The sequence below is a fragment of the Burkholderia sp. HI2714 genome, assembly GCF_002223085.1.
Lineage (GTDB): Bacteria > Pseudomonadota > Gammaproteobacteria > Burkholderiales > Burkholderiaceae > Burkholderia > Burkholderia lata_D.
This window is the reverse complement of record NZ_NKFM01000017.1, coordinates 26907-50580: the sequence shown is the minus strand read 5'-3', so window position 1 is coordinate 50580 and position 23674 is coordinate 26907. Positions and strand designations below refer to the sequence as shown.

Annotated in this window: 18 protein-coding genes and 1 pseudogene; 7 read left to right on the top strand and 12 right to left on the bottom strand. The window is 68.7% G+C overall.

The window, feature by feature from the left end:
• Nucleotides 1–52: 52 nt before the first annotated feature.
• The 4 genes from CFB82_RS07400 to CFB82_RS07385 all read right to left on the bottom strand — a co-directional run bounded on the left by CFB82_RS07400 (nucleotide 53) and on the right by CFB82_RS07385 (nucleotide 6825).
• Entirely contained in the window at nucleotides 53–2455 is a 2403-nt protein-coding gene (locus CFB82_RS07400) for a phospholipase effector Tle1 domain-containing protein (RefSeq protein WP_089483774.1), read from the bottom strand.
• Nucleotides 2452–3045 carry a DUF3304 domain-containing protein gene (locus CFB82_RS07395; protein ID WP_089483773.1) on the bottom strand — a complete coding sequence of 198 codons (594 nt, stop codon included), beginning with the start codon at nucleotides 3043–3045 and terminating at the stop codon, nucleotides 2452–2454. Before CFB82_RS07395 ends, CFB82_RS07400 begins: the two co-directional genes overlap by 4 nt.
• A gap of 121 nt (nucleotides 3046–3166) precedes the next feature.
• Nucleotides 3167–4027, bottom strand: a complete 861-nt coding sequence (locus CFB82_RS07390) for a DUF4123 domain-containing protein (RefSeq protein ID WP_089483772.1) — start codon at nucleotides 4025–4027, stop codon at nucleotides 3167–3169.
• Nucleotides 4028–4029: 2 nt separating this feature from the next.
• Complete coding sequence (locus tag CFB82_RS07385) at nucleotides 4030–6825, bottom strand: type VI secretion system Vgr family protein (RefSeq protein ID WP_089483771.1); 2796 nt, start codon at nucleotides 6823–6825, stop codon at nucleotides 4030–4032.
• A gap of 496 nt (nucleotides 6826–7321) precedes the next feature.
• Here CFB82_RS07385 and CFB82_RS07380 point away from each other — a divergent pair, with 496 nt between their 5' ends.
• Together CFB82_RS07380 and CFB82_RS07375 are read left to right on the top strand one after the other, a co-directional pair.
• Nucleotides 7322–7585 (top strand): PAAR domain-containing protein, encoded by a 264-nt coding sequence (locus tag CFB82_RS07380; protein ID WP_089483770.1) that lies wholly within the window; start codon nucleotides 7322–7324, stop codon nucleotides 7583–7585.
• Nucleotides 7586–7626: 41 nt separating this feature from the next.
• A pseudogene (locus CFB82_RS07375) lies at nucleotides 7627–9023 on the top strand (hypothetical protein).
• 34 nt (nucleotides 9024–9057) lie between these two features.
• On the opposite strand, the gene tssF reads toward CFB82_RS07375, so the two are convergent.
• The 3 genes from tssF to CFB82_RS07355 form a co-directional block, all read right to left on the bottom strand.
• Nucleotides 9058–10911, bottom strand: a complete 1854-nt coding sequence (gene tssF, locus CFB82_RS07370) for a type VI secretion system baseplate subunit TssF (protein ID WP_089483769.1) — start codon at nucleotides 10909–10911, stop codon at nucleotides 9058–9060.
• A 278-nt stretch (nucleotides 10912–11189) separates the two neighbouring features.
• Nucleotides 11190–11519, bottom strand: coding sequence for a hypothetical protein (locus CFB82_RS07365; protein ID WP_089483768.1), 330 nt, complete (start codon nucleotides 11517–11519; stop codon nucleotides 11190–11192).
• A gap of 327 nt (nucleotides 11520–11846) precedes the next feature.
• On the bottom strand, nucleotides 11847–12593 hold the full coding sequence (locus CFB82_RS07355; RefSeq protein WP_069247699.1) for a MipA/OmpV family protein: 747 nt from the start codon (nucleotides 12591–12593) through the stop codon (nucleotides 11847–11849).
• A gap of 246 nt (nucleotides 12594–12839) precedes the next feature.
• Here CFB82_RS07355 and CFB82_RS07350 point away from each other — a divergent pair, with 246 nt between their 5' ends.
• Both CFB82_RS07350 and CFB82_RS07345 read left to right on the top strand, forming a co-directional pair.
• Nucleotides 12840–13565, top strand: a complete 726-nt coding sequence (locus CFB82_RS07350; RefSeq protein WP_046545396.1) for a response regulator — start codon at nucleotides 12840–12842, stop codon at nucleotides 13563–13565.
• Nucleotides 13566–14942, top strand: coding sequence for an ATP-binding protein (locus CFB82_RS07345; protein ID WP_089483766.1), 1377 nt, complete (start codon nucleotides 13566–13568; stop codon nucleotides 14940–14942).
• A 50-nt stretch (nucleotides 14943–14992) separates the two neighbouring features.
• Here CFB82_RS07345 and CFB82_RS07340 read toward each other — a convergent pair whose 3' ends face one another.
• The 5 genes from CFB82_RS07340 to CFB82_RS07320 all read right to left on the bottom strand — a co-directional run bounded on the left by CFB82_RS07340 (nucleotide 14993) and on the right by CFB82_RS07320 (nucleotide 21190).
• Nucleotides 14993–16033, bottom strand: a complete 1041-nt coding sequence (locus CFB82_RS07340) for a FecCD family ABC transporter permease (protein ID WP_179255381.1) — start codon at nucleotides 16031–16033, stop codon at nucleotides 14993–14995.
• Nucleotides 16030–17025: an ABC transporter substrate-binding protein gene (locus tag CFB82_RS07335; RefSeq protein WP_373558758.1), complete on the bottom strand. Its 996-nt coding sequence runs from the start codon at nucleotides 17023–17025 to the stop codon at nucleotides 16030–16032. Before CFB82_RS07335 ends, CFB82_RS07340 begins: the two co-directional genes overlap by 4 nt.
• Before the next feature lie 5 nt (nucleotides 17026–17030).
• Nucleotides 17031–17828, bottom strand: a complete 798-nt coding sequence (locus CFB82_RS07330) for an ABC transporter ATP-binding protein (protein WP_089483763.1) — start codon at nucleotides 17826–17828, stop codon at nucleotides 17031–17033.
• Complete coding sequence (locus CFB82_RS07325; protein ID WP_089483762.1) at nucleotides 17828–19918, bottom strand: TonB-dependent receptor; 2091 nt, start codon at nucleotides 19916–19918, stop codon at nucleotides 17828–17830. The genes CFB82_RS07330 and CFB82_RS07325 overlap by 1 nt, the downstream gene beginning before the upstream one ends.
• A gap of 348 nt (nucleotides 19919–20266) precedes the next feature.
• A complete protein-coding gene (locus CFB82_RS07320; RefSeq protein WP_089483761.1) occupies nucleotides 20267–21190 on the bottom strand; it encodes a LysR family transcriptional regulator in 924 nt (307 codons plus the stop codon).
• Nucleotides 21191–21308: 118 nt separating this feature from the next.
• Here CFB82_RS07320 and CFB82_RS07315 point away from each other — a divergent pair, with 118 nt between their 5' ends.
• Genes CFB82_RS07315 through CFB82_RS07305 form a run of 3 tightly spaced genes read left to right on the top strand, consistent with a single transcriptional unit; the run spans nucleotide 21309 to nucleotide 23564 of the window.
• On the top strand, nucleotides 21309–22190 hold the full coding sequence (locus CFB82_RS07315) for an intradiol ring-cleavage dioxygenase (protein WP_089483760.1): 882 nt from the start codon (nucleotides 21309–21311) through the stop codon (nucleotides 22188–22190).
• Complete coding sequence (locus CFB82_RS07310; protein WP_089483759.1) at nucleotides 22187–22489, top strand: Dabb family protein; 303 nt, start codon at nucleotides 22187–22189, stop codon at nucleotides 22487–22489. Before CFB82_RS07315 ends, CFB82_RS07310 begins: the two co-directional genes overlap by 4 nt.
• A gap of 7 nt (nucleotides 22490–22496) precedes the next feature.
• Nucleotides 22497–23564, top strand: a complete 1068-nt coding sequence (locus CFB82_RS07305; RefSeq protein ID WP_089483758.1) for a maleylacetate reductase — start codon at nucleotides 22497–22499, stop codon at nucleotides 23562–23564.
• Nucleotides 23565–23674 lie beyond the last annotated feature (110 nt).

Genomic DNA, 23674 nt, shown 5'->3' with positions numbered 1-23674 from the left:
TTCTGCGGTGCAACGGCGAGCGGCCGCCACCGGCTGGCGTCAGTACGCCGCATCAATTCGGGAAGATTCCGTTGATGTCGACCTTGTACTGCAACATCCTGCGCTGCGCCTCCATGTCTTCCTGCACGGTCGGCACGTACGGCGCATCCCAGCGCACGCCGTCGACGTAGACGGTTCGCCAGCGCAGGTAGCCCCACACGAACGAAAACTCGCGCCCCGAATTCTGCAGCGCGAGCCCGCCCGTCACTTTCGGGTCGGTCAGGATTGCGCTGTCCGTCGGCGCCGCCGGATCCTTCGCCGCGCGCGCCTTCTGCGCCGCCTGCTGCGCGACGTCGTAGCGTTTCAGGATGTCGGCCTGGGGCGCGGTCAGCGGCGAACGCGGCTCGGGTTCAGGAGCGACGTTCATCACGGGCCCGAGCCCCAGCGCACCTGCACCCATCCGCTGCATGATCTGCGACGGCCCCGGCACGCCGCTCTCCTGGCGCTTCTTCCAGGCGGCATGCTGCCGCTCGAAATCGGCCTGCCGGGTTTTCAGCGCCTTGATCTGCTTGTGGTTCCACACGTCGTCATCGTCGCCGAGCGGCTTGAACCACGCGCGCGAGTCGTGCATGAAGTTGTCGTACAGCGCACTGATCGGCGCTTCCGGCGGCCCCATGTTCCAGTCGCTCCGCACCTCGAGCCACTGCTTCCATTTCTCGTCGAGCTGCTGCTGGAAAAACGCTTCGGCGCGCTTCGCGCTCGTGCGCACCAGCGGGCCGACGACCGGAATCGCCGATTCCAGGCCCGCGGCAACCGGCAGCACGGCCGGCGAAATGACGGCCGCCGCCTTCGGGTTGAGCGTGATCTTCCGGCTGACCGCGTCGCCCGCGTACCGTTTCACGGTCGGACCGCCCGCCTTCTCGCACTCCAGCAGGTCAAGCCACTCGAGCCGCAACTCCTCGTTCGCGCTGTCGAGATCGACCGCATCCTGCGGATAGGCCGCTCTCGCGGCCGCATATGACGGTTGCGCGCGCAGGTTGTCGAGCCGCATCTTGCGCCAGCGCAGGTAAAGGCCGTAGTGCGCGCGCATCAGGCCGGGCGTGCCGTGCTCCTTCGCGTAGTAGTAGTCCGCGCTCGTGCTGACGTAGGAGGAGAACGCGCGCTTGAGCGCCGGGGAAATCGCGAATGCCGACGCCGCTTCCGCGGCGACGCCCGGCCCCTTGATGTCGAGCGGCACGCCGGCCTTGCGCGCTTCACGATACATATCGAGCAGCGGGACCTGCGACAGCTTGTCGGCATCGCTCGTGCCGCGCCCCTGCTCGCCTGGCCCGTAACCGCCGCCGACGTCCGAATGCACGCCCGGATAGACGATCTCCTCGCGCCCGTCGAGCGACGAATTGATCAGGTCGAGCGGAAACGACCCGCGCGGCTCGTGCGCGGCGACCATGTGCACGCAGCGGCGCACGTAGCCCGGCACCGCCATCAATTCCTTGCGCCCCCAACCGCCGTGCCCGTCGAACACCGTCGCGGCCGTGCTCTGCGCGATGCCGACCGACGCGACCGTATCGAAGAGGCCGAGATAGTCGTACGACACGGGCACGCCGCACAGACTGAAATCCGGATCGAGCGCGTCGGCCAGCCAGTTCGAGAACGTGCGCGCCTCGGCCGCACCGCGCGAAAAACCGAACACGTACAGCCGGATCCGCTGCAGCTTCGGCTTGCCTTTCGCCAGTTGATCGCCGACGCGCTCGTTCAGCTGCGCGCAACGGGCACGTAACGCCGTGCGACGCTTGTCGTCCCACGCGCGCATCGTCCTGGTCCAGTTCGCCGTATCGGCCTCACCCTTCAGCTGCGCCCAGATCGTGTCGCGATCCCAGGTCAGCTCGATACCGTTCTGCTCGGCCGCCATCAACTTGAGCGCGCCGACGCCCGCATTCTCGCGCGCGTTGATGTCGCCGAGGCTGCCCGGCTTCGGCGGCGTGCCGCCGAGATTGATGCCCTTGAAGTTCAGGTCGAGGCTGACGGCCTTCACGAGTTCCCGGTCGCTCTTGCCGAGCGCCGCGGAAAGCGAATTGCCGAACGCGTGCGCATGCACGACGTTGTGGATCTGCAGCAGCGCCCAGTTGATGCGCCCCTCGCCGGCCCAGCCCGTCGCGGCGCCCGCCGCGGCCTGCAGGCCGACGCCCTGGTCGCCGACCTCGTCGACGAACGGCGTGCCGACACCCGCCACATAGATGGCGCGGTGGTACTTGTCGCGGGGAAACACATCGAACAGGCGTGCGACGTTGCTGTGTTTGCCGCCCGCACGATCGCGATCGGCATTGTTGCGCGTGCCGTCGAAGAAGATGCCGACATGCAGCGTCTTGCAGCAGCTCATCCCGTCGTCGTCGTGGAGCCGGCGCATGATCGCGTCCTGCTCCTCCTTCGTCACGACCCCCACGTCCTGCCGATCGGCGCTCGCGAACCGGAAGCTCATCGCGCGATCCTCTTGTCGGGATGCGGACAGCGCGCATCGCCGTTCCGTAACGTGAAGTTCCCCGGGCAGGCCTCATCGGGCGCCTGGAGGTTTTCCGGAAAGCCTCGGTATCCGGGCATCCACTGCGACGCGTAGACCTTGATGCGGTCATGCGGGAAAAACAGGAGCCACAGGAATCCGTCGGAAAATGCGTCGTAGCGCTCGACCGGCACGACCCGGCTCGCGAGCGCCCTCGGATCCTTCCTGTACAGGTTGTCGTCGCGCCATTGCACGTTGACGGTCAGGCCCGGATGCCACTGCTTCGGCAACGCGACACAGCAGACGATCGCGCCGCCGCCGCTGCCGATGCGCGCGGGCACCGTCCCGCCCCACGTGCCGTCGACATAGAACGCGCCGACCGGCACGTCGGTGTAGTTGAGGGCATTCAGCTTCAGCGCCATCGTATCGGGCGCCGCAACCGGTGCATCCTGCGTCGCCGACGCGGGCCGCTGCACGTCGGTTGCCCGCGCGCCCCCGACCGCCCCCAGCATCACGGCCATGCACATCAGCAGCCGGGCAACAATCGTCGTGGAACCGCCGTTCAAACCCATCTCTAGATCCTCTTGTCCGACGCCGTCCGGCGCAGGTCGTTATCCACTCCGCGATACTTCGCACGCACGTTCGCCTGCAGGTGCCCGGCTCTCGTCCGCATGCGCATGAAGCCGCGTCGCATTACGCGGACGACGCGGCAGGCAGCGACGCCGTCACGAGCAAGCCGGATGCCTCGAGCGCATCGAGCGCGGCCCGCGAGGCTGCCGCGGGCGGCCCGTCGTGACGCGCCCACGCCGCGCTCACGCACGCATGCGCCTGCGACGGCGTGCCAACCAGCCGACCGAAACTTTCCGGCCGCTGGCGCACGTGAAAAATCAGCGTGTCGATCTTCGCCGCCTGCCGCAGCCGTTCGACCTGGTGTTCGTCGAGCACGTACGGCTCCCCGCTTCGCCCCGCATCCGCGTCGCGCGCGGGCGCCCCGTCCGCGACATCGAGATCGAGGGCCATACACTTTCCCGTACGGTCGAACACGTGCCACGCGGCGATGCCGTCCGTGAAGCGGCGGCGCTGCGCCGGCGTGAGCGCCGCGAGCCACGCCGGCAGACAGCGCGTGTCGGCCAGACGCACGAGAAACGCTTCGCCGTCGGCCGCCGCGCTCGCTTCGAGCTGTCCGCGCAAATGCGCAACGAGGGCGTCCGTATCGCGCGTACCGGACAACAGGCTCACCGTCGGCCGCCCGGCCGTCTCGCGCAGCACGATCTCGAACATCGCCGTGCGCGCCTTCTCGTCGACAGGCAGCGGCACGACGCACGGCGAAATCGACATCAGGTCAGCACCGTCGTACACGCCTTCGTACAGCGCGACGACGCGATCGTTGCGGCCGGCCACGGGCAGCCGCTCGCGCAACGCCGGCGCGAAGCCCATGTCGAGCAGCAGGTGCCAGCGGCCGTTCTCCGGAACCGGCGGCTCGAACAGTGCGCGCAGCCGGTCGAGCGTATCGTCGGGATAACGGTCGATCCAGTCGGACGTATCGATCGTCATGCTCAGATCGCCTTGCCGGCCAGCACGCTGCCCGACTGCATCGCATGCAGCAGGCACTCGACGCACACCTTCTCGGGAAACTGCGGCAACGGCGTGCTCACCTGCTCCGGGCCCACGAATGCGTGCTGCGCGGCATACACGACGAACTTGCCCGGGCAGCCGAACGTGACGTCGCCGCCTTCGATCGTCACGTGTGCACCGCCACTCACCGCCAGATGCACGGTCTTCTTCGCGGCGATCTCGACGTCCGCGCTCGCGGACGCGACCTTCAGGTCGTCGCGCGCCCGCAGGCCGAGCACATCGCGCTGGGCCTGCAACATCAGGCCGTCCTTGCCCGCGATCACGCTCATGCCGACGCCGTTCGCGTGGCCTGCGCCGGCCAGCCAGCCGATGCCCTGCCCGCCGTGGATGCGCAACTGCTGCGCGGTGGCGAGATTGAAGTCGGCGCCGCTGCCGAGCGACAGCGTTTCACCGGCCGCCCACTGCAGCGCCTGCCCGGCGACCAGCCCGTGCTCACCCTTTGCCTCGATGCCGAGCACGGCGTCGCCGGTATGCGGCAGCGCGTTGCCGGTCGAGCGCTGCGCCGCGTCGGCCGATGCCTGTGCAAAGCCGTTCGCACCGACCGTCGTCGCAAAGCTCTGCTCGAGCGCATCGAGCGGTGCGGCACTGCCGTTCAACGACGACTGGCCGGCCTGCTCGACGCCGCGCCGCGCGGCGAACGGCAATGTGCCGTGCGTCTCGGCAGTCCGGTCGAACCGGCCGACCAGCGCGATCTGCCGTGCCAGCAGCGCCTGCAGCGCGGACGCATCGCCTGCCGGCTGCGCGGCACCGGCGGGTGCATAACTCGACACCAGCATGCCGCGCGTCGCGCGCACCGCACCGTATGCGTCCGAACGCAGTTCGACGCCCTGCCCGCGGAAACTGCCGAGATAGTTGTCGGACTGATGCCGCAGATGGCCGAGGTTGAGCTGCGTCGCCGCGTGCGTCGTCGCCATCTGCATGCGCCCCATGCCGTCGGTATCGTCGGCGACGAGCTGGTTGTGGCCCTGCCCGTCAAACCCCTGGCTCTTGAAGCCCGACAGCGCGCCCGCATGGTTGTGGCGATCCGCGCCGCCGCCGGCACCGTGCCACGCCGGGCTGTGCCCGTTCGCGAGATTGCCCTGCGCGCTCGGCGCGTGATCGTCCGCCTGCGTATAGATCGACGCGTCGAGCGGCTGGCCGGTGATCCCGCCCGGCGAAGGCGACTCGCCGCCCTCGCCGCGGCCGTTGAACAGCCCGCCGAGCACGATCGGACGATGCACGAGCCCGTGGTGGAACTGCACGAGCACCTCATGGCCGATGCGCGGTACCTGCTGGAGACCGTGCCCTTCGCTCGCGAGCCGCTGGATCGCACGCGTCGGATACGTACCCGTGTCGTCTTCCGCCTGCCAATGGAATCGGATGCGCAACCGGCCCTGCGCATCGGCATGCACCGGCCCCGTCGCGCCGGGTCGGGATTCACCCGCCGGACCGACGACGATCGCGGTCTGTGCGCCAAGCGCCGTCGGGCGCGGATTGAGGCGCTCGCCGGTACCGTCCGCCAGCGTCGGTCGCCACACCTGGGTGCGCGGCACCGCATCGAACCGGTTCGCATAGCCGCCCGCTTGTGCCTGCCTGAGCACGCGCGGATCGAGCGCCGTCGGCGGCAACGGCCCGAGCCGCCGCTCGACGGCCTGCATCACGGTATCGGGAAGGTTGTTGATGCCAATGTGCTCGACACCGGTCACGAGAAAGGCGTCCGGCCGCGCGATGTCGCGCGCACCTTGCCATCCCGCGTCGACGATTCTCAGCGCGCGGCCGGCACGCGCGGTACGCAGCGTGCCGTAGCCGGTCCAGCGACACGCGCGCGACACGATCGCATCGGCGTGCCGCCGTGCGGTGTCTTCCGCTTCGCGCCAGCTGTCGAACGCTTCGGGGCCCACGTCGTCGTAAAGCTCACGCGCACCGTTCGGCCGACCGAGGCCGGCCCCAGCGGTGGTCGCCTGGTTCGCGCGGTAGTCGCTGCTAATCAGCGTGATGCGATCGGCCGTCAGCGACACCGACTGCCCGATCCCGAGGATCACCTCGTCGGCGTCGGTCGCCGTGCCGCTCGACCGGCGCGGCACCCCGCCGCGCCGCGCGGACGTGTCGTCCTCGGCCAGTTGCGCGCTGTCGTCGAAGATCAGCATCGCATGACCGGCGGGCGCATCCTCGTCTTCGACGAAGCAGAAGCCGAGGCCGGCCTCGGCCAGCAGATGCTGCACGAATTCAAAGTGCGTGTGCGTCCGGTACTGCACGCGGTACGCACACGGGCCCAGCGCATCGATACGCCGGCTCGCATCCGGCGTCAGGCGCCATCGCGCGATCCCGGCGTACGGCGCGAACACCGTGTCGAGCACGTCGGCGAGCGTCTGGTTCACGAAGGTTCGCTCGTCGCGCGCATGCGTCAATGCCGCAAGCCACGGCACGATCGCAAGGTGGTAGCGCGCGAGGCCCGCATCGTAGCCGATGCACTCGGCTTCCGCGACGAGCCCGCTGCGCAGCGTCGTCGTCCCGTCCGCCAGCGTGGTGCGAATCGCCGCGCGCTGCCCGAGCATCGCGTCGAGGTCGAGTGCCGGATCGGTCGACAGCGCATGGACGTCCCACTGAAAGAGATCGGAGAGCGATTCACGGCCGGTCCAGCGTTCGACTTGAAACGCAGCAAGCGCACCGGCTCCGTCCAGCGAATACAGGCGATTGAATGCGCCGAAAAGTGACGCAAATTCCGCGATGACGCTCATGCGATTCCCGCTCTCTCAGGATTTGACGTTTTTAAATGCATATTGCTGCGACGAACACGGGACGAAGCATGATCGCCGGCAGCACGACTGCCACCGCCAAACCGGTATCGGCATGCGCATGCGTTCTGTTTGGCCCTGCATGGAATGCCGGCTGCCCCGCTGTAAACGGGATTCATGCAAGCCCGGCAATGTAATGCGCCCCTATTTTTAGCTTACTATTTTAGATTACGTTTCGCCGCTTCGCCATAGGCAAACGAGCCTAGCGATTTAAAACACCAAACCTTGACGAACGGCCTTCTCGCCCGATAATGACGCCAGCCGGATTACCGGGCAGATGAATAATCCATGAAAGCCGGTATTAATTTCCGTAAGGTATAAGCTACCTGACGGACGATTTCCATTACGAACATTACACGATGTAAAATGCGCCGCTGTACGGCGCCACGGTGCGCTTCACCCGCACCACAGCCATCCAGCCAGCCAGGAGACCAGCCCGATGACAACGCCCTTCATTGTTCTTGGCGACAAGCACAGCCACGGTGGCACCGTCACCAGCGCGTCCTCCCTGTCGTCGGTCGCCGGCCGCGGCATCGCGCGCCGCAACGACACGGTGACCTGCCCGGTGCACGGGCCGAACTACATCGTCGACGGCGACGACACGATGATCGCGCAAGGCGAAGGCGTCGCGCGCGATGGCTACAAGACCGCCTGCGGCGCCGTGTTGATCGCGAGCCGGTCGACGGGCAGCGACGGCACCTGATACACGACACGCACCGGCACGTCACGAGAGGAAACGACGGAATGATCACGGGGTTGCGCGGAACGGCCTGGATCGCAGCGCTGTTCGCTACGGTGTGGGCCGCCGTCCTTGTCTGGTGGGAAACGACCCACCATGCGCCGACTGTGCGGGAACTGCTGCTGTGCGGCCTCGTGCTGCCGGCCGCACTCGCCATTTGCGCGGCATGGGCGCGCCGGACATTCGCGCAGCGCACACCGGCCGGCGCCGCGGCCCCCGCGGCTGCGCTCGCGCCGCAGGCCGCACCGGGTGCGCAGGAAGCCGCGTCGCACACGTGGACGGCCCTGGTGCTCGACAGCAGCGTCAGACTGCCGGCGGGCGAAACGACCGCCGAGATCGACGCGGTGGCTCGGGAACAGCGCCCGATCCAGTTGCATCCCGATCTGCAACGCCCCGATGGCACGGGCGTCTTTGCGAGCACCGTCGAATCGGTGTCGCTTGACCGCCTCGACAAGCGCCTGCTGCCGCCCGACGCCGGCGACACGCTGAAGGACGAGCACTGGCGCGGGCTGCTACTCGCGGCCGACGCGCTCGACGAATTGCGCGAGCGTCACGCCGCCCTGTCCGGCGCGGGCGCCGATGCGGCACCGCTCAAGCTGCATCTGCTGATGCCGGGCGCTGGCAGCCGGTTGCGTCGACACTCGCCGCATGGCTCGATGCCCATATGGCACGCGCGCCCATCCCCCCCGGCATCGCGCGCGTGCAACTGCGCACGATCGACGATCCGGTGCAGGCGTGGGCCCTCATCGACGAACTGATCCAGGCAGTGCACCTGCAGCCCTCCGGCGATCTTCATATCGTGCTCGCCTTCGATTCGACCGCCAGCCAGGATGCCGTCGACGCGCTGGATCGCGCGGGCCGGCTTTACGGCCGCGATCGTCCGAACGGCCTCACCCCCGGTGAAGGTGCATGCGCGCTGCTGCTCGCCCATCCCGACGCACCGCACGCGACGCCGGTCGCGTCGGTTCACCGGCTCGCGTCCGCGCGCCGCCCGACGTCCGCGGACCACGGCAAGACGGACTCGGCCACGCTCGGGCTGTTGCTCGATGCGGCGCGCGCGCGGCTCTCCGCACGCTACCCTGACCTGTCGGCACCGGGACTCGTCAGCGACGCCGACCTGCGCAGCAGCCGTCGCACCGAGATCGTGAGTGTCGCCGAACAGGCATGGGGAGACGATGCAACCGAACGCTGCCGGCACCTCGGGCTCGCCAACGGCACCAGCGGCGCCGCGCTCGCACTGACTGCGCTGGCCGTCGCCGCGGATCGCGCGACCGAGGATCGGCAAGCCGTGTTCGCGGTATCGATCAGCGACCCGCTCGAACGTGGCGTGATGCTCGTCACGCCCGCACGGCCGACCGAGGCGGCGGCAGCCGCCCTGCAACCGCTGACGGCAGCCGCCTGAGCGGTCGCGGCGACGGGCAGACCCAGCGCGGCCGCTACAGCAGCATCGCCGTACCGGGTCGCCTCGCACAACGAAACAACTCGGCTCCGCTGCGGCCCGACACCATCACCAGCTGCGTGAACGCATTCGGTGTCGCGTATTCGCCGAGCAAGCGATCCAGTACCTGCGCAAAAGCGTGGACGCCGGTTCCCGCCAACCCGTCCTCGTCCACGACCACGCGAATCTCCAGCCCGCGCACCACGCTCGCAAACGGCTGGCTGGACACCCATGCGGTCACGGCCTGGTGCGTCACATCGACGACACTGTCGATCTGCCGGACGGTAGCCGGCAAGCGGGCCAAGTCGTGCAGCGCCAGCGCGTCGCGCACGGGCGCGGCACCGCCCGACAGTCGTACCGGATTGGCCGACAGCATCGACACAAGCCGCCACATCGCGCCGCGGTCGCCGCGAAACTGCCGCGACGGCGTCGGCCGGTGCAACAGGCCGATCCGCCGCGCGAGCATGCCGCCCTCGAGCATCAATTCGCCCTCCGATGTGCCGGGCGCCAGCTCCGTCGGCAGGTCACGATTGCTGCAGGTGAGTTTCAGCACCAGCGCGGCCGGCGCCGCAACCGGCCGCAGCGAACGGTCGACGAAGCCCAGCGTCATCTCGCGCCCCGGTTCGCGCTTCGCCGCCAGGGCATCGCGCTGCGTCCGCCAGTACAGCGCCGCATTCGGCGCCTGACCACCGTGATACAGCGCATGCAGCGGCCGATAGCCGACCGTGCGCTCGCCCTGCGGCGTCGCTTCGACCTGCGTCACGGCATCCACCGAATGGATCTCGTACGCGAACGCGCTCTGGTCGTCGACCACGAGCGGATACATGTCCGCATCCGGCGATGCGGTATTCGGCCGGTGCCCGAGCTTGCCATCAGCACCGAACAGATTGACGACAGGCGTACAACCGAACAACACGTGCCCGACGCCGAGCGGCTCCAGCGCGTGCGCGATCCGGGAATCCGCGCCAACGTCCTTCAGCAGCAGATGCAGGGTGAAGCGCCTGCCGCCGATGCGTCCCGCACGACGCAGGTCGCAATCGAAGAAATCGAATTTCTCCGGATACGCGAAGTACTCGGTCAGCAACGCATGAACCGGGTGCCCGACGACCGGTGGCGGAATCAGGCTCTCGTCGGGCTCGAAGCCGACCGGGGAAAGCGGCACGCGATCGAGCGCAACCCAGCGCCCGCCATCGTCCGGCTCGACGAACGCCTGCAGCGCGTGAATCGACAGCGCGTCGTGCAACGCAGCGCGGAACAGCGGTTCGCCCCGCACATGGAGACGCGCGACGTCGAGCTTCAGATCGGCGATCGATGCATGCGGAGACTGAATCTCGAACGTGAGCGAGATCTGCGCGCTCGCGTCCGGTCGCAGCCTGAGCGCGCGCGGTGCCTGGGCAACCGCGTGAAAGCGCGCGGCCGTCAGCCGCAGCGGCGACAACGTCACGTCGTACGCGGTCCGGAAAAAGATCTTTGCGCCCTTCACGGGCCGGCTGTACAACTCGGTGCCGCGTGGTATCACGACCGATGCCGACATCTGCGCGGCCCGGCTCGCGTCGATCTCGAAGCACGCGATCGAACAGGACGGGAACGGCCGCAGGAAGTGCGGATACAGCGAGTCGGCCAGCGCGGCCGTGAATTCCGGGTAGTCGTCGTCGATGCGGCGCGACACGCGCGCGCCGAGCAGCGCAAACGACTCGAACAGGCGCTCGACATGCGGGTCGGCGCTGCTGGCATCGGCCCCGCTCGCGAGCTGCATGCGGGCCGCGATCTTCGGGTAGCGTCGCGCAAACTCCTTCGCCTGGTGGCGCAGAAGGTTCAGCTCACGCTCATAGAATGAAAGCAGGTCATCCATCGGCGAGGGTCGAAACGCATCGCGCACCGACTCGGGGCTGGCCCTTGCAGGCTGCCCGCCACGCCGGGCGCGCGCATGTCGTCTTCATACGGCAGGTTGGCATGCGGTCAAGGCGCCCCACTCTACCGGATTGATTCCGCGCAGTCCACGATTCAACCGGCGTGCGCACGACAGACGATGAATCGACGTCGATCCGCGAACCGGTTGCCGGCGTGCCGTCTGATGTCCGCCGCACCTGCGCGCGCAGCCACGCGCCTTGTCCTGCCAGGTGCAACGCGTCAGCCGCGCCGTACCCAGATCACCTTGCCGTCGCGAATGCCGAGATTGCGGCGTTCCTGCCGGTAATCCATCGTGCCCGGCAATGACTTGCCGTCGCGCTCGAGCACGCGCCACAGGCAGCCGTCCAGTTGTGCCGCCGCATCGGCCTCGGTCTTGCCGACCAGCGCGTCGTCCGGCCCCGCGTCCGCCTTGCAGGCGGGCGACGTGCGTGCCGGCTCGCCGTTCATCACCATGCCGCCCGCGGTCGCATTCTTCGTCTTCATGTCCGTGCATCCTACAAACGTTGCGCCCGCAACCAGCGCCATCATCATCGCGATCGTCTTCTTCATCGGTTTTCTCCCTTTCGCGCCCGGTGGATCAGGTTCATGTACGCATGCCAGCGCCAACCGGGCGTTGCATGCATGATCGGTTCCGCACGACGCCGGCCGTTTCCGGACGGCTGCCGGCCGACGAACCGCGGCCTCGCGCCCGCCGGCCGCGCTGCTTCGGCGCACCGGCGTCGCCACCTCGGCCTGGCGCCGAAGCCGCCTGCATGTTACCGCACGCTGCGCGGCGAGACGGCACGCGCAAGCGCCTGACCTTGCTCGACGCCATGATCGAAACCAGCACGCGCCGGGACGGTTCGCTTCATTCCAGTCGGCTCGCCATACGACTACTCAGAACTTGTAGGTCGCGCCCGCGATGGCGTAGTAGTTGCTGCGCGACTGGACGATCGGGCTGTCGCCGTAGCGGCCGAGCAGCCGCGTCACGCCACCGGTCGCGAGCACCGACCAGTGCTGCGACAGCGTCCAGTTCCACGCGACCGCCATCGACGCGCTGTCGATCCCGCCGCTCGTCGAATACGGCCGGAACCGGCTCGTCATCGACTGCGCATCGGTCACGCCGTAGAACGTCTGCGTATAGCGCCCCGAGCCCGCATGCACCGTGCCCGTCACGATGATCTCGTGCTGCGCGGTCTTGAACACCGGCACCGCAAGATCCATGTGTCCCGACACGCCGCGCGACGTGTGCGTCACGGGTGAGTCGATCGTGACGCTCAGTTCCGCCGCGTTGAACAGCGTCACGCCCGCGCGCACGCCCACCAGCACCGAGCCCGGAACCCGGCCCATGCCCTTCAGGTAGTCGGAGCCCGGCATGTCGAAGCGGTTCTCGTCGGCTCGACCTGCGTCGTAGCTCACCGCCGCCGACACGAACGCGCCATGCGGCAGGTCCAGCCGGTAACCGGCGCCCTGGGTGCTGTCGATGAAGAAGCCATTGCCGAACTTCGCGGAGAAACCCGGCGCGACGACGCCGCGAGACTGGTTGCTGCCCGGGTAGCGCGGCGCGAAACCGCCACCAAGCGACAGCGAATACTGGTTTTCCGCGTGGGCGGCGGCGGCAAGGGTCAGGCCGGCGAGCGGCATGCAATAGCGGTAGCGGCGAAGTATTGGGCGCACAATATTGGGATAAGAGTGACGGAGCCCGCAGTCTAGGTGCCGCCCAGCGCCGCGACTGTCCTGAATATTCGGAGAATCTGTGCTCAATTGTGTTCGATTGTTCGAGATTGTCGCCCCGCGCCCCCGGCCTTCGATGCGCCGGATAGAATTCGCGTGCCGCGCCGCACACCGGCCTGCCCGGGTGTGAAATGGCGCGTGCATATTGAGGAGACCATGAACGAAGATCCGCTCAAATACCGCGTACTGCTGATCGAGGACGACGACCGCCTGGCGCAGCTCGTCCGCGAATACCTCGACGGTTATGAATTCGCGGTGACGGTCGTGCGACGCGGCGACCTCGCCGTCGCCGCGGTGCGCGAGCACCAGCCGGCCCTCGTGATACTCGACCTGATGCTGCCGAATCTCGACGGCATGGAAGTCTGCCGGCGCATCCGCGCGTTCACCAACGTCCCCGTGCTGATCCTGACCGCGCGCCTGGACGTCTACGACCAGGTCGCGGGCCTCGAGACGGGCGCCGACGACTACGTGACGAAGCCGATCGAACCGCGCGTGCTGGTCGCCCGCGCCCGCGCGCTGCTGCGCCGTGCGCAGCCGGCCGCCGCGGAAGCGCCGGTGGCCGCGCCCGAAGCGCTCGTGTTCGGCGAACTGGCGATCTCGCCGCCGAACCGCACCGTCACGTGGCGCGGCGAGCCGGTCGACCTGAAGACCGCCGAATTCAACCTGCTGCTGATCCTCGCGCGCGCGGCCGGCACCGTGCTGAGCCGCGACGACATCCTGAAGCAGCTGCGCGGGATCGAGTTCGACGGACTCGACCGCTCGGTCGATTCCGGCATCTCGAAGCTGCGCCGCCGCTTCGAGGATGCGTCGTCGGAGCCGCACAAGATCAAGACGATCTGGGGCCGCGGCTACCTGTTCAGCCCTTCCGCGTGGGACGAATAAATGCTCCGCCCATTGATTCGGCTGTACCTCGTCGTGATCCTGTTCGTCGCGGCGTCGATCATCTTCATCCAGCTGTCGTTCGACCGGATCTTCTACGACCGCAGCGCGCAGGCGGAGCGCGACGCGTTGACGACCTACGCGTTCGTGCTCAACGACTACCTCGAACGCCATCCGGGCGAGCAGCGCAAGGTGGCGCTGCGCGAGCTCGCGAAGCACGGCAACGAACGGTTCGACTTCATGCCGATGGCCACCGCCCGCGCGCAGTTGAGCGGCGAGCCGCTGCGCGATCTCGACGCCGGCCTGATCGCGATCAGCTACGACGCCAAGGATTACTACATGCCGCTCGCGGATGGTTCGGTGCTGCATGCGCGGCCGATCGAAGCATTCAGCCTCGACATCAGGATCTATGCGTACATGCTGCTCGCGCTCAGCACGCTGTTCGCGGTGGTGCTGTGGATTCACTATCACTGGCGCGACCTGCGCAGGCTGCAGGAAGCCGCACGCGCATTCGGCGCCGGTACGCTGTCGACGCGCGTGAAGCTGTCCGGCAAGTCGAACATCTACGAGTTGTCGCAGCAGTTCAACGACATGGCCGAGCGCATCGAGGCGTCGATCAAGCAGCAGCGCGAAATGATGCACGGCATCTCGCACGAACTGAAGACGCCGCTCGCGCGGCTCGAATTCGGGCTCGCGCTGCTCGCCGAGCCTGACGAGACGGGACGGATGCGCGAACGCCGCGACGCGCTGCGGCGCGACGTGCGCGAACTCGACGAGCTCGTCACCGAGCTGCTGACGATCGGCCGGCTCGAACAGGGCGCGAGCCAGCTCGCGCCGATGGAAGTCGTCGTCGACGCGCTGATCGACAGCGTCGCCGGCAACGTCGCGAACGACATCGTCGATCGCGGCATCACGCTCGAGGTGTCGGCGCTCGGCGCGCCCGCGACCCACGTGTGCGACCCGAAGCTGGTCGCCCGCGCATTGCTGAACCTGATCCGCAACGGCGCGCGCTACGCATCGCGCACGGTGCTGCTCGCCGCCGAGCGCAACGCGTCCGGCGCGCTCGTGTTGAGCGTCGACGACGATGGCCCCGGCATTCCGGCCGCCGAACGCGCCCGCGTGTTCGAACCGTTCCAGCGGCTCGACTCCAGCCGCGACCGGCAGACCGGCGGCTTCGGGCTCGGGCTCGCAATCGTGCGGCGCGTCGCGCAGGTGCATGGCGGCGACGTGCGGCTCGAGGATTCACCGCTCGGCGGCGCACGCTTCGTGATCACGCTGCCCGCGCTGTCGCTGCCGGACAACCTGTTCGACTTGCCGGATACCCTAACGCATGCCGACGCATTCGGCGGCAGCCGCGGCATGGCCATCCCGCGGCAATGAAGCGCGCGGCAGGAGGCGCCCCGGCCGCCCTCGCCTGATCTGCGCGCCGCTCAGCGGCGGCGCAGCAGCGCGACGAAGAACAGGCTGCCGAACATCGCGGTCACGATCCCGATCGGCAGATCCTCCGGCGCCGCGAGCGAGCGTGCGGCCACATCGGCCCAGACGAGCAGGATCGCGCCCGTCAGCGCGGCCACCGGCAGCAGCCTGCCATGCTCGGCGCCGACGACGCGACGGCACAGATGCGGCGTCACGAGCCCGACGAAGCCGATCGCCCCGCTCACCGCCACCATCGCGCCCGTCGCGAACGACGCGACGACGAACACCTCGCGCCGCATCCGCGCGCTCGGCACGCCGAGCGTTGCCGCGGCCACATCGCCCGACATCAGCGCATTCAGTTCGCGCCGGCGCGCGTACAACGCGCCGCCGGCGAGCGCCGCGCATACGGCCGGCACCGGCAGCAGATCCCAGCGCGCAAGCCCGACCCCGCCGAGCATCCAGAACAGCACCGACGACGCGGCGCGCTGGTCGCTGAGATACAGCAGCAGGTTGCCGAACGCAGCCATCATGAACGACACCGATACGCCCGCGAGCAGCAGCCGGTCCGATTCGAGCCGGCCGCGCCGGTAAGCGAGCGCGACGACGCAGGCGGTCGCCGCGAGCGCGCCCGCGAACGCGGCAGCCGACAGCGTGAACGGGCCGAATGCCGCACCGGCCATCACGGTGACCGCGACGGCGCCGAGCATCGCCCCCGCGCTCACGCCGAGCAGGTGCGGATCGGCCAGGCGGTTCGCGGTCGCAGCCTGCAACGCCACGCCGACCACCGCCAGCGTCGCGCCGACGATCGCGGCCAGCAGCGCGCGCGGCATCCGGATCAGCCAGACGATGCTGTCGTCGCCCGCCCCCGCCGCGAACGCACCGGCGTCGCCGAATACCGACACGAGGTGCATGGCGACGATGCGCACCGCCGCCGGCATCGCGATCGGCGCCGGCCCGAACGCGGCCGACGCGACGATCGACACGATCAACAGCAGCGCCAGCGCCGACAGCACCACGCGCATGCCGGGCCGCGCTGCACGCACGTGCACGCTCATCGCGCCGGCCCGGCGAACGCGGCCGGATACAGCGCGCGCGCCAGCGTCTCGACGGCCGCGACGTTCTCGGGGCCCGGCGTCGCCGCATCGTACGGAATCACGATGAAGCGCCGGTCGCGGATCGCGGCCACCCGTGCGAGCGACGGCTGGCTCAGCAGGAATTGCTGCTTCTGCGCGGCCGTCACGGCCGAATAGTCGACGATCACGATCACCTGCGGATCGCGCGCGACCACGCTTTCCCAGCTCACCTGCGTCCAGCTGCGCGGCAGGTCGGCCATCACGTTGCGCGCGCCGGCCGCCGCCAGCAGCGCGGTCGGCATCGCGAGCCCGCCGGCCGTCATCGGCTTGTCGGTGCCGCTGTCGTAGACGAACACGCGCAGCGGCTCCGGATGCCCGATCGTGCGCGACACCGCCGCGAGACGCGTGCGCATCGACGCGACGACCTGCGCCGCGCGCGCATCGACGCCGAAGATCCGGCCGAGATTGTTCAGGTCGCGGAACACGTCGTCGAACGACGCGGCCGCCTGCTTCATCACGTGCGAACACGATTCGGTCAGCTCGTACGCACGGATGCCGAACGGCGCGAGCGTCGCGGGCGTCACCGGGCCGCCGACATGCATCCCGTAGTTCCAGCCCGCGAGATAGAAGTCGGCGCGCGCGGCCGCCAGCACCTCGAGCGACGGATACTGGCTCGCCAATTCCGGCACGCCGCGCAGCGCATCGCGCACGCGCGCGGTGCCCGTCTTCCAGCCGCCGATCCCGGTGTAGCCGACGAGCCGGTCCTTCAGGCCGAGCACGAGCATCATCTCGGTCAGGTTCACGTCGTTGCTCACCGCACGCGACGGCGCGCGCTCGAACGTCACGTCGCGATCGCAACTGCGCACGGTGACGGGATATGCCCCGGCATGCGCGGCCGCGCAGCCGAGCACGGTCGCGGCAAGCAGCCGGCGGAATACAGGCGACAAGGCGGAGGGCAAGACAGGAAACGGCATGGCGGTCATTCCGGATGAAGCGGCGTGATGCGCGGCCGGCCCGTGACAGGATGGCGATCGACGAGCGCGGCGACGCCGAACACGTCGCGCAGCAGCGCTTCGGTCAGCACGTCGGCCGGCACGCCCGATGCGACGACCCTGCCGTGCGCGAGCACGTGGAGCCGGTCGCAATACGCGGCCGCGAGATTGAGGTCGTGAATCGTGGCGAGCGTCGCGATGCCGAGGCGCCGCACGCGCGCGAGCAGTTCGAGCTGATGGCGCAGATCGAGATGGTTGGTCGGTTCGTCGAGCAGCAGCAGTTCGGGCTGCTGAGCGAGTGCGCGGGCCAGCAGCGCGCGCTGCTTCTCGCCGCCCGACAGCGACGCGAAGCGTTGCGCACGGCGCTCGACGAGGCCGACGTCGTGCAGCGCGGATTCGACGATCCGGCGATCGTCCGCCGTCTCCGCATCGAACGGCCGCTGGTGCGGCGTGCGCCCCATGCCGACCAGTTCGTCGACCGTCAGCCCGAAATCGTCCGGCGTCTCCTGCTGCAGCACCGCGATGCGCTGCGCGACCGCGCGCGGCCGCATGCGCCACACGTCCTGCGCATCGAGCGCGACACGGCCGGCATCGGGTCGCGCGTAACGGAACACGCAGCGCAACAGGCTCGTCTTGCCGCTGCCGTTCGGGCCGACCAGCCCGACGAACTCGCCTTCGGCCACGCTCAACGTCACCGAGTCGAGCACGGTGATCGCTCCGCCGGGAGACCAGCTCACACGTTCGATGTCGAGCATGTGCGTCACGGGAGGCGCGCCGTGCCGCATCAGAAGCGCATCGTCGCGACGAGCTCCGCCGAGCGCGACGGGCCGAGCAGCCATTGCTCGCCGCCGTTCGACGTCGTCACCGCATACGTGCGGTTCGCGAGGTTGCGCAAGTAAAGCGCCAGCTCCGTGCGCGACGTCGGCTGCCAGCGCAGCGACGCGTCGAACACCGTGTACGACGGCAACTGCACGCGGTTCGCGTCGTCGCCGTACGTCGCGCCGACGTAGCGCACGCCCGCGTTCGCCTGCCAGCGCTCGGCAAACGCCCAGCCGAGCCACAGGTTCGCCGTCTGCTGCGGCACGTTGGCCGGCGCATTGCCGGCGCGCGACACCGTCGCGCTGCCGACCTTCTGGTTGAACGCGTCATAGCGCGCGCGCAGCAGCGCGACGTTTGCATCGATCGTCCAGCCGTGCGGCAGCCGCGCGCCGCCCGTCAGCTCGATGCCGCGCGACGATTGCCGGCCGACCTGCTGGCGCAGCGCGGGATTGAACGGGTCGGTGCTCAGCAGATTGCGCTTCGTGATGTCGTACACGGCGAACGTCCAGTATGCGCGGCCGTCGAGCAGCGTCTGCTTGACGCCGGCTTCCCACTGTTCGCCGGTCGCGAGCCGGTAGTTCGCCTGCGAAGCCGACAGCGTCACGAGCGAGCCGAGGCCCTCCGCGCCCGTCGTGTACTGCGCATACGCGCTGAGCGTCGGCGCGACCTCGAACACGAAGCCCGTGCGCCAGCCGACGTTCGCGAAACGCTTGTCGAAGCCCGCGCCGGCTGCCGCCTGCTCGCGGCTGAACGCGACGTGGTCGTAGCGCAGGCCGCTCACCCACGCGAGCCGCGGCAGCACTTCGAGCCGGTTCTCGGCGAACACCGCGACCTGCCGCGCGCGCGTGCTGAACTGCGGCACCGTCGGGTCGGGGCTCGTGAACACGCCGGGATCGAAGCCGTGCACGGGCACCGTCGATTCACCGCCGTACGGCGAATTGTTGGTGCCACTGAACGTGATCTGGCTGAATTCCGTGCCGACGACGAAGCGGTTCGCGCGACCGAACAGCGTGCCGTCGAAGCGTGCGCTCAGCCGATCGCCGATCTGCCGTTGGTGGTGACCGATGTCGAGATAGTCGCTGCGCGTGACGAGACCCGTCGCGGCATCGAGCGCATACGATTCGGCATTGCGCCACTGGCGGTTCGACGTCAGGTAATAGAGCTGGTTGTCGATCGTCACGCCGGCCGTCGGCCGGTAGCTGGCCGACAGGCGCGTCCACTGGTCGTAATAGGACATCGACGCGTCGGCGACGTTGTAGTTGACCTTGCGCAGCGACGGATCGAGCACGCCGTTCGGCGCCGGCACGCCATAGTAGGTCGCCGGCATCTGGCGGCCATAGTCGAAGTCGAGCGTCAGCGTGAGCGTCGGGCTCACGTCGAACTTCAGCGCGCCGCCGACGGCCGTCGTATGCGTGTCGGCCCGCTCGGCGAGACCGTTCGCGCGTGCATCGCTCGCATGGAAGCGATACGACAGCCGCGGGCCGAGCGCGCCCGTCGTATCGAACGCGGCGCGCTTCGCACCATCCAGGCCGACACCGACCTGCAGCGTCGTCTCTCTCGTGCGCTGCGGCCGCTTCGGCACCACGTTCACGACGCCGCCGATCGCTCCTTCGCCGTACAGCACCGACGCCGGGCCGCGCAGCACCTCGATGCGCTCGACCGACCACGTATCGAACGGGAACGTGATCGTGCCGGCAGCCGGCATCAGCCGCACGCCGTCGAGCAGCGTCATCACCGATTCCTGCCCGCTGAAGCCGCGCACGCTCAATGCGGTGCCACCGGTGCCCGGCGCCATCGCACTCGAGAACCCCGCGGTGCGCGTCACCGCGTCGAGCACCGTGCGATCGCCGCGCGCGTCGATCGTGTCGGCCGTGACCGTCTCGACGCTCGCGGGCGTGTCGAGGCTCGCAAGCCCGAGCCGCGAGCCCGTTTCGAGCGGTTGCGTCAGCGGGTCGGCCGGTGCGGATTGCGCGCTGACGTGGACCGCCGGCAGCGCATGCCGCTCGTCCGGTGCGGGTGCGGCCGCTTCGGCAGCCCACGCGCCGGTGGTCGCCATCGCGCAACCCAGCAGGGTCGTGCAGCCGCGTGCCGCGCGAACGCGCCAGGCGTCGGCGTTCCGGCGCGACGCGGCGTGGTGCCGCTCCCCGCGCGCCGGGGTGTGTCTGGTTTTCGTCACGTCGTATCGATCTTCGGATGGTGGCGTCGCAGGCGGCCGTACCAGGCAGCCCGGCCCGACGGTGGCGCAAACCTCAGATGATACAATATATCATCTTGATTCGTCAGGATTTTGTCAGGTTGTCCCGGCCGGGGGTGTGTGCGGCCGGGGCCGTCCGCTGCGCCTTCAGCGGGAAAACAGTGCTCCGTCACACGGAGAAATGCGCGACGGCGCAGCGCCGGCCTGCGATCAGCGGCCGACTTCCTTCCATTTGCGCGCGAGCCCGAGGCGTTCGAAGCGCTCGATCAGGAACTCGGTGAACACGCGGATCTTCGCCGGCTGGTGACGGCGGCTCTGGTACGCGATGTTGACGGTGAGCGCCGGTAGTTGCCAGTCGGTGAGCACCGGCACCAGCTTCCCCGCGACGATATCGTCGTGAATGATGTAGAGCGGCTGGATCAGGATGCCGAGCCCGGCAAGCGCCGCGGCGCGGATCACCTGCCCTTCGTTCGCGTCGAGCACGCTCTTGATCGTGATCGACTGCTTCTTCGCGCCGTGGCGGAAATGCAGGACGTACGGATCGTTCGCGAGGTTGTACACCAGCATCCGGTGATCGCACAGCGCATCGGGCGTCGCCGGCCCGCCGTACTTCGCCAGATACCCGGGCGACGCGGCCAGCACGCGCCGCGTCTCGGCGAGCTTGCGCACGGTGATGCCCGAATCCGCTTCATGCTCGCGCGTGCGGATCGCCACGTCGATGCCGGCCTCGATGAAATCCGGATAGCGGTTCGCCGCGACGATCTGCACGTTCAGGTTCGGGTAGCGCCGATGAAATTCGGGCAATGCGGGCGCGATATAGATCGACGCGAACGATACCGACGCGGTCACGCGCAGCGTGCCGGCCGGATTGACGCTCGCTTCGTTGACCGCCGCATCGGCCTCCGACAGTTCCATCAGGATCGCGACACAACGCCGGTGGTATTCATGCCCGGCGTCGGTCAGCCACAGGCGCCGCGTGGTGCGCTCGACGAGCCGCGCGCCCAGCCGCTCCTCCAGCGCGTTCAGGCAGCGGCTCGCCGCCGCGCTCGACATCCCGAGCCGCTCGGCGGCCTTCGACAGGCTGCCCAGCTCGGCGACCTGTACGAAAAATTCGATCTGCGTCCACTTGTCCATGCGTTCGATTCTTCCACCTGGTGGAGAACAAAACTCCTCCAAACCCTCTTTTTTACGATCCAAGGCGGAATTAATGTTACGTCAACGCGCTATCCAACGACATCAGGAGACACCCCCTATGCGCAATCTCAACGAAGACACCATCACACAGGCCGTGATCGCGTCGCTGGGCGGCTGTCGCGACGAGCGGTTGCGCACGGTGATGACCAGCCTCGTCCAGCACCTGCACTCGTTTGCACGGGAGACGAGGCTCACCGAGGCCGAATGGCAACGCGCGATCGGCTTCCTGACGGCCGTGGGCCACATCACCGACGATAAACGCCAGGAGTTCATCCTGCTGTCCGACGTGCTCGGGCTGTCGACCCTCGTCACCGCACAGAATCATGCGAAGCCGGCCGGCTGCACGGAGGCGACCGTATTCGGCCCGTTCTACGTCGAAGGCAGCCGCGACTTCGGGATGTTCGACGACATCGCGAACGGCGCCTGCGGCGAGCCCTGCTTCGTGTCGGGCCATGTGCGCGGCATCGACGGCCTGCCGATCGCGCACGCCTCGCTGGAGGTCTGGCAAGCCGACGAGGACGGGCACTACGACGTGCAGCTTCCGGCCGACGACGGCTCGGTCACGCACCGCGCGCGCGGCCGGCTGCGCACGGATGCCGACGGCCGCTACGCATTCCGCTCGATCCTCGCCGAGCCGTATCCGATTCCACACGACGGCCCCGTCGGCGCGATGCTCGACGCGCTCGGCCGTCATCCGTGGCGACCCGCGCACCTGCACTTCATGATCGAGGCGCGCGGCTACGAAACGCTGATCACGCACGTGTTCCGCGACGGCGACCGCTATCTCGACTCCGATGCGGTGTTCGGCGTACGGTCGACGCTCGTCGCCGACTGGGTCCGGCACGCGCCCGGCATTGCGCCGGACGGCTCGCGCATGGACACGCCGTTCTATACGCTCGACTACGACTTCGTGCTCAATCCCGCGGAGCGCGCCGCATGATCCGCCACGTCGTGATGTGGAACGTCGCCGGCGCGACCGAGCCCGAGCGCGCGGCGGCACGCACCACCGTCAAGACCACCTTCGAAAGCCTGCGCGGCCGGATTCCGGGCATGACGCACCTCGAAGTCGGCGCGGATTTCAGCGCGGCCGACTGCGCGTGCGACCTGATTCTCGTCGCCGACTTCGCGTCGCGCGAAGCACTCGACGCTTACGCGACGCATCCTGAACACGCACGTGTACGCGACGCACTGACGGGCCTGCGCATTGCGCGCCATCAGGTCGACTACGCAACGGAGTAACGACGCCATGAACTTCATCTACCAGGCCCGCCCGGCCCGCGTGATCTTCGGCGCAGGCAGCCTCGAGCATCTCGAACGCGAAGTGCTGGAACTGGGCGCGCAACGCGCGATCGTGCTCTGCACGCCGGAGCAGCACGACCTCGCGCAACGCATCGTCGAGCGGCTCGGTGCGCGCGCGGCCGGGCTGTACGACCGCGCGACGATGCACGTGCCGATCGAGATTGCCCGCGATGCGCAGGCGTTCGCCACGTCGTGCCATGCCGACTGCGCAATCGCGATCGGCGGCGGTTCGACGATCGGCCTCGGCAAAGCGATCGCGCTCGAAAGCAGCCTGCCGATCCTCGCGATTCCGACGACGTATGCCGGCAGCGAGATGACGCCGATCTACGGCCTGACCGAAGGCGGCCTCAAGCGCACGGGCTCCGACGCTCGCGTGTTGCCGAAGACGGTGATCTACGATCCCGCGCTCACCGTCACGCTGCCCGTCGAGCTGTCCGTGACGAGCGGCCTCAATGCGATCGCGCACGCGGCGGAAGGCCTCTACGCGAACAACGCGAATCCGGTGATGAGCCTCGTGGCCGAAGAAGGCATTCGCGCGCTCGCGCGCGGCCTGCCCGGCGTGCGGCGCGACCCCGCCGATCTCGACGCGCGCAGCGACGCGCTCTACGGCGCGTGGCTGTGCGGCATGGTGCTCGGCAACGTCGGCATGGCGCTGCACCACAAGCTCTGTCATACGCTCGGCGGCAGCTTCAACCTGCCGCACGCGCCGACCCACACGGTCGTGCTGCCGCATGCGCTCGCGTACAACGCCGCGCACGCGCCGGACGCGATGCAGCGGATCGCCCGCGCGATCGGCACGAACGACGCCGCACGCGGCCTCTACGTCCTGGCGCTCGACAACGGCGCGCCGGTCTCGCTGAAGGCGATCGGCATGCAGGAAGCCGACCTCGATCGCGCCGCCGATCTCGCGGCAGCCAATCCGTACTGGAACCCGCGCCCGATCGAACGCGACGGCCTGCGCGCGCTGCTGCAGGACGCCTTCGACGGCAACCTGCCCGGCACGAGCGCGCGCTGAATCGAACCCACGACAGCAGCACGCATTCATGCAGGCGCGCGGGATCGGCGCTTCTCGTCCGAACGCGACCGCATCGCGTGCCCGCTGCTGGGGCTGCACGGTGGCGAAGA

Excerpts from the sequence above, each read along its gene's own strand:
- CFB82_RS07340 (WP_179255381.1), bottom strand. The coding sequence starts at position 16,033 with ATGAGCGTGCACGTGCGTGCAGCGCGGCCCGGCATGCGCGTGGTGCTG.
- CFB82_RS07325 (WP_089483762.1), bottom strand. The coding sequence starts at position 19,918 with ATGGCGACCACCGGCGCGTGGGCTGCCGAAGCGGCCGCACCCGCACCG.
- CFB82_RS07395 (WP_089483773.1), bottom strand. The coding sequence starts at position 3,045 with ATGGGTTTGAACGGCGGTTCCACGACGATTGTTGCCCGGCTGCTGATG.
- CFB82_RS07320 (WP_089483761.1), bottom strand. The coding sequence starts at position 21,190 with ATGGACAAGTGGACGCAGATCGAATTTTTCGTACAGGTCGCCGAGCTG.
- CFB82_RS07365 (WP_089483768.1), bottom strand. The coding sequence starts at position 11,519 with ATGAAGAAGACGATCGCGATGATGATGGCGCTGGTTGCGGGCGCAACG.
- CFB82_RS07305 (WP_089483758.1), top strand. The coding sequence starts at position 22,497 with ATGAACTTCATCTACCAGGCCCGCCCGGCCCGCGTGATCTTCGGCGCA.
- CFB82_RS07355 (WP_069247699.1), bottom strand. The coding sequence starts at position 12,593 with ATGCCGCTCGCCGGCCTGACCCTTGCCGCCGCCGCCCACGCGGAAAAC.
- CFB82_RS07390 (WP_089483772.1), bottom strand. The coding sequence starts at position 4,027 with ATGACGATCGATACGTCCGACTGGATCGACCGTTATCCCGACGATACG.
- CFB82_RS07335 (WP_373558758.1), bottom strand. The coding sequence starts at position 17,025 with ATGCCGTTTCCTGTCTTGCCCTCCGCCTTGTCGCCTGTATTCCGCCGG.
- tssF (WP_089483769.1), bottom strand. The coding sequence starts at position 10,911 with ATGGATGACCTGCTTTCATTCTATGAGCGTGAGCTGAACCTTCTGCGC.
- CFB82_RS07345 (WP_089483766.1), top strand. The coding sequence starts at position 13,566 with ATGCTCCGCCCATTGATTCGGCTGTACCTCGTCGTGATCCTGTTCGTC.
- CFB82_RS07385 (WP_089483771.1), bottom strand. The coding sequence starts at position 6,825 with ATGAGCGTCATCGCGGAATTTGCGTCACTTTTCGGCGCATTCAATCGC.
- CFB82_RS07380 (WP_089483770.1), top strand. The coding sequence starts at position 7,322 with ATGACAACGCCCTTCATTGTTCTTGGCGACAAGCACAGCCACGGTGGC.
- CFB82_RS07350 (WP_046545396.1), top strand. The coding sequence starts at position 12,840 with ATGAACGAAGATCCGCTCAAATACCGCGTACTGCTGATCGAGGACGAC.
- CFB82_RS07330 (WP_089483763.1), bottom strand. The coding sequence starts at position 17,828 with ATGCGGCACGGCGCGCCTCCCGTGACGCACATGCTCGACATCGAACGT.
- CFB82_RS07310 (WP_089483759.1), top strand. The coding sequence starts at position 22,187 with ATGATCCGCCACGTCGTGATGTGGAACGTCGCCGGCGCGACCGAGCCC.
- CFB82_RS07400 (WP_089483774.1), bottom strand. The coding sequence starts at position 2,455 with ATGAGCTTCCGGTTCGCGAGCGCCGATCGGCAGGACGTGGGGGTCGTG.
- CFB82_RS07315 (WP_089483760.1), top strand. The coding sequence starts at position 21,309 with ATGCGCAATCTCAACGAAGACACCATCACACAGGCCGTGATCGCGTCG.